Below are 3,911 nucleotides of genomic sequence, written 5' to 3'. Positions count from 1 at the left end.
GCCGCAATCGCCCTTTCGCAGATAAGATGCGCTCAGGAAAGCCCTGAAGAATCGGCGCAAACGAAACCGGAGAACACGTGGGCTCTCCGAATGAAGGAACGCCCGCTGGACGTCGACACTTCACGCACAGGGGGCTACAGAAAAATACCTCGGCCAGGTGTGGAAATCACCGCGAGGGCAAAGTCAGAGACTACCCCGGGGACCTGGCGGGCACGACAGAAGAAGGCCAACAAAGTGGCAAGAAGATTTGGAACACAGAACTACCCCCGAAAAGATACGCCCCAGCGGTCGGCGGCGAAGCCTAACCGCCGCAGCGTACCAACCAACCAGAACCCACTAGCACTCGCCAGGGAGTACGGAGTGGCACCGCCTCCCATGTGGGGGACAGTAGCGGACCCCGAGGAGTAGATCAATGATCAAATCTGCACACTAGCGAAGGATTTACAACAGAGAGTCACGTCGACATGAGGAATACACCATTCCGCTAAATCAGGAAGCAGACATTTCCCCTCCGACTGAACAGCCTCCGCCAACCACCTACCGGAGCCGGGGTCGCCTACCGACGTTGAGTGGTGGCCATGACCGCTCCGGCACCGGACCGCGGCGCGGGTAAGGGAGTGCCTGGAGGAAGCTGGAAATTGCGGAACGGCGTCGATCGACCGGCGCAGGGTGGTGGATGCTGCAGGGTTGCCGGAACCACGGCGGCCGCCCAGTGCTTCAGCGAGACTTCGCGTCCCGAACCGGTTCCTCGTCGGCCGTGGGCAGCGTCGTGCGGTGGCTTGGCGCTGTCTGCACCAGCGCGGAGCGGGGAAGCAGAGCGCCCAGAAGCCCTCGGATCTCTGCCAACGGCGAGAGGAACGACACTGACGCTGTCGTTTCCGCGGCATTTCTCGGTGGCTGTCGAAGACATCGATGACCGGCAAGCGGGCAGCGGGTGCGCGACGGCCTGATGACGGCGGCGTTGCGGCTTCCCGGGTCCGGGTTCCGCTCTCGAGCTGGACTGTATCCGCCGAGAGACGACGGCCACGCAGTCGGTCGGATGGGTGTGGCTGTCGCCGTTCTTGTCGATGGCGTGGGCGAGGTTGAAGACAGCAGCGTCGCCGGGCTTGAGGTTGGTGACACGTGGCTGGGCGCGGCCTCGCTCAATGGGGCTGGAGGTGTGGTCGACGTCCTTGATGTCGACGCCCGCGAACCCCGTCGCCGAGCAGGTCGTCGAACCCCGGTTGATCATGGTGATGTCGATCCTGCCTGAAGCCGCGTCAGGCGCGGCGTCCCTGGCTAGGTCCTCCGTTTTGCAGAACCTGAACCGCACCGAGTTACAGGCGGCCCGCCGAGACTGCATCGTGCTGTCACGGCAGCACCGGGGCCTGCTCAACGTGGCGCCTCGGGCAGTAAGCGGTGCCGCCGGCTCCGGCGGGGCGCCGACCGCGCGCTCCTTTAGTATCGTGGCGGAACAAAGTCGGCCGTCCCGTCAGGAGCCCCACCGATGACCACCGAAGCGACGCCCCTGACGCTCCCCGTCGACGGCGTGCTGCTCGACATGGACGGCACCCTGGTCGACTCCGACGCCGTCGTCGAGCGCTGCTGGCGCCGGTGGGCCGATCAGCAGGGCATCGACCCGGCCGCGGTGCTGCGCATCGCGCACGGTCGGCAAAGCCACGAGACGATGGCCGCGTTGCTGCCGGAACGGGCCCCCGCCGACCACGCCGCCGACCACGCCCGTATGTCGCAGTGGGAGCGTTCCGACACCGACGGCGTCATCGAGGTGCCCGGCGCGCGGGCACTCCTCGACGCGCTCGCGACGCAGCACGTTCCGCATGCGCTGGTCACCTCCGCCGACATCCCGCTGTCCACCGTACGGATGGCCGCGGCCGGACTGCCCTGTCCGGCGGTCAGCGTCACCGCCGAGAGCGTCTCGGCCGGCAAGCCCGATCCCGAGGGCTTCCTCAAGGGCGCCGCCGAACTCGGCGTCGACCCCGCCCACTGCCTCGTGCTGGAGGATTCCGCCGCCGGCGTCGCCGCGGCCCGCGCCGCCGGCATGCGCGTCCTCGGTGTCGGTCCCCGCGCCGCCGCCCACCTGCCCGACGCGCACGCCGCCGACCTGACAGGCATCCGCATCGAGACACTGCCGGACGGCTCTCTCGCGGTCCGCCTCCCCGCCGTACGGCCATGACACGACGCCCGCCACAGCAGAGGTGACGAACCGTCACTCCAGTTGCGGGCGATGGTCGGGTGGCTGCTGCCAATGTTGTGGGCGGCACTCGGCACTTGGGCCGGCTGATTTCCAGGGCATTGCGTGCGTGCACACCGGGATCTTCTGGGGACACCTGAACTCGGCTCCGCCCCGCCCCGCCCCGCACCGCACCGCACCGCACCGCACCGCGGGCAACGAACACTCGCCCACCACCGAACCCACGCCGCGGCAACAGCCGGTCGGCATCGACGAGTTGGACAAAGACCGAGTGGTCCTCAGGAAGCCGCCGCAAGAGAACCCGGCCTTGTCAGAGGCAGCAGGTAGAACTGAGCAACTGGCAAACCACAGCGAGACTTGCGAGGTACCCCGATGCGTCCTGCTCTGCCCCTGCCCCCGATCGATGACGGCCCGCGGGTACCCGGCATGCTGCTGATCCGCACCCACCACCACGACGACGAAACCTGGCGCGACGTGCTCTCCCACCTGGATGGCCTGCCCGGCCTGGTCACCCCGCACCCGGGAGACGAAACCCACGCGGTGCCGCCAGAGCCCATCCCCCGACGCCTGATCGTGGTGGACGACCCCGCTTGGCAAGGCGCCACCCCCGAGGAGGCACGCGAGACCCTACGCACACACGAAACGTGGATACCCGACCTCGTGCTGCTCACCAACGACGAGACCACGGCCGACCCTCAACTACGCCCGCTGCTGGCGTTCCGCAGCACCGACGGAGACGCCTTCCGGATCACGCCCCGCCAAGCAGCCCTGCTCCACCTGGTACTGCACCGCCCGTACCTCGACACAACGCTGGAACGCTTCGAGGAGGAGGCCCCTGTCGAGGAAGAAGAGGCAGCGGACGACGGCCTCCCCGATCCCGTGGGTGCCTGCCTGGAGTCGCTGAACCCTCCACCGCACTACGAGCCCCCAGCCCGGGCTCTGCCCCTCCTCACCCAGGAGAACTTCGGTCTGCTCGTGCGTACCGACTTCACCGATGACGCCGCCTGGACGTCGCTCCTCGAGACCATGCACCGTCCGGGGGTGGGCTATGACGACCCGATCGAAGACTTCACCGACTACGTCGACACCGTGGATGACCCGATCTTCGAGGGCTCCAGTCCCGAGCAGCTCATGGCACTGATCCACGACAGCCATGACGAGGGAGAGATGACCGCGGACCTCGTGATGATCGCGGACCGGACCGCGATGCGCGATCCCGACCACCGCGTCCTGGTCACACCCCTGGAAGGTCCCGTCGGGTACGCCTTCCGAATCGACCCCGAGCCGATCGGGGGCATGGTGGCGAACCTAGCGATCGGCAACATGGACATAGAAGATTTCATGGATGATGAGACCAAGGCCAACCTTCCGGGCTGGGAGTGGCTTCGGGCCATCCATGCACGGAAGAGTCCGAACTCGTAAGAGTGGCCGGAGAGTTCGACCTGCAGGAACACTTCCCCGCGACTCCGCCACCTCGCCCTTCTCCGCAGGGCCAGTACAGGTGCGCAATGCAAGGGATTTCCACAACACCGCGGTGAGTTGACCAAGCCGCGACCGGTTCAGACAGGCGCTCGGCTGGGATCTCCCGGCCGAGCGCCTCGCGTATACGGCCGTTCGGTTCGGCAGTGACGGCGTTCAAGCGTCGTAAGCCGCTTCCGCTTCCACCGGACGGCCGCCGTTCCGTGTCGTCACGGCGATATCCGCGTTGTGCAGTCGACTC

The 3,911-nt window shown here is 67.0% G+C and carries 3 protein-coding genes; 2 read left to right on the top strand and 1 reads right to left on the bottom strand.

The window, feature by feature from the left end; translation table 11 throughout:
- Nucleotides 1-556: 556 nt before the first annotated feature.
- On the bottom strand, nt 557-1,342 hold the full coding sequence (locus tag F603_RS36100; protein ID WP_245600905.1) for a DUF4232 domain-containing protein: 786 nt from the start codon (nt 1,340-1,342) through the stop codon (nt 557-559).
- 144 nt (nt 1,343-1,486) lie between these two features.
- On the opposite strand from F603_RS36100, the gene F603_RS0126045 reads away from it, so the two are divergent.
- Entirely contained in the window at nt 1,487-2,173 is a 687-nt protein-coding gene (locus F603_RS0126045; RefSeq protein WP_019548879.1) for an HAD-IA family hydrolase, read from the top strand.
- A gap of 390 nt (nt 2,174-2,563) precedes the next feature.
- On the top strand, nt 2,564-3,613 hold the full coding sequence (locus F603_RS0126040; RefSeq protein ID WP_037957057.1) for a DUF6924 domain-containing protein: 1,050 nt from the start codon (nt 2,564-2,566) through the stop codon (nt 3,611-3,613).
- Nucleotides 3,614-3,911: the final 298 nt, after the last annotated feature.

This window comes from Streptomyces sulphureus DSM 40104, from assembly GCF_000381025.1.
GTDB classification, from domain to species: domain Bacteria; phylum Actinomycetota; class Actinomycetes; order Streptomycetales; family Streptomycetaceae; genus Streptomyces; species Streptomyces sulphureus.
Note: the sequence above shows the minus strand (reverse complement) of the source record. Positions and strands in the feature narration are given on the sequence as shown.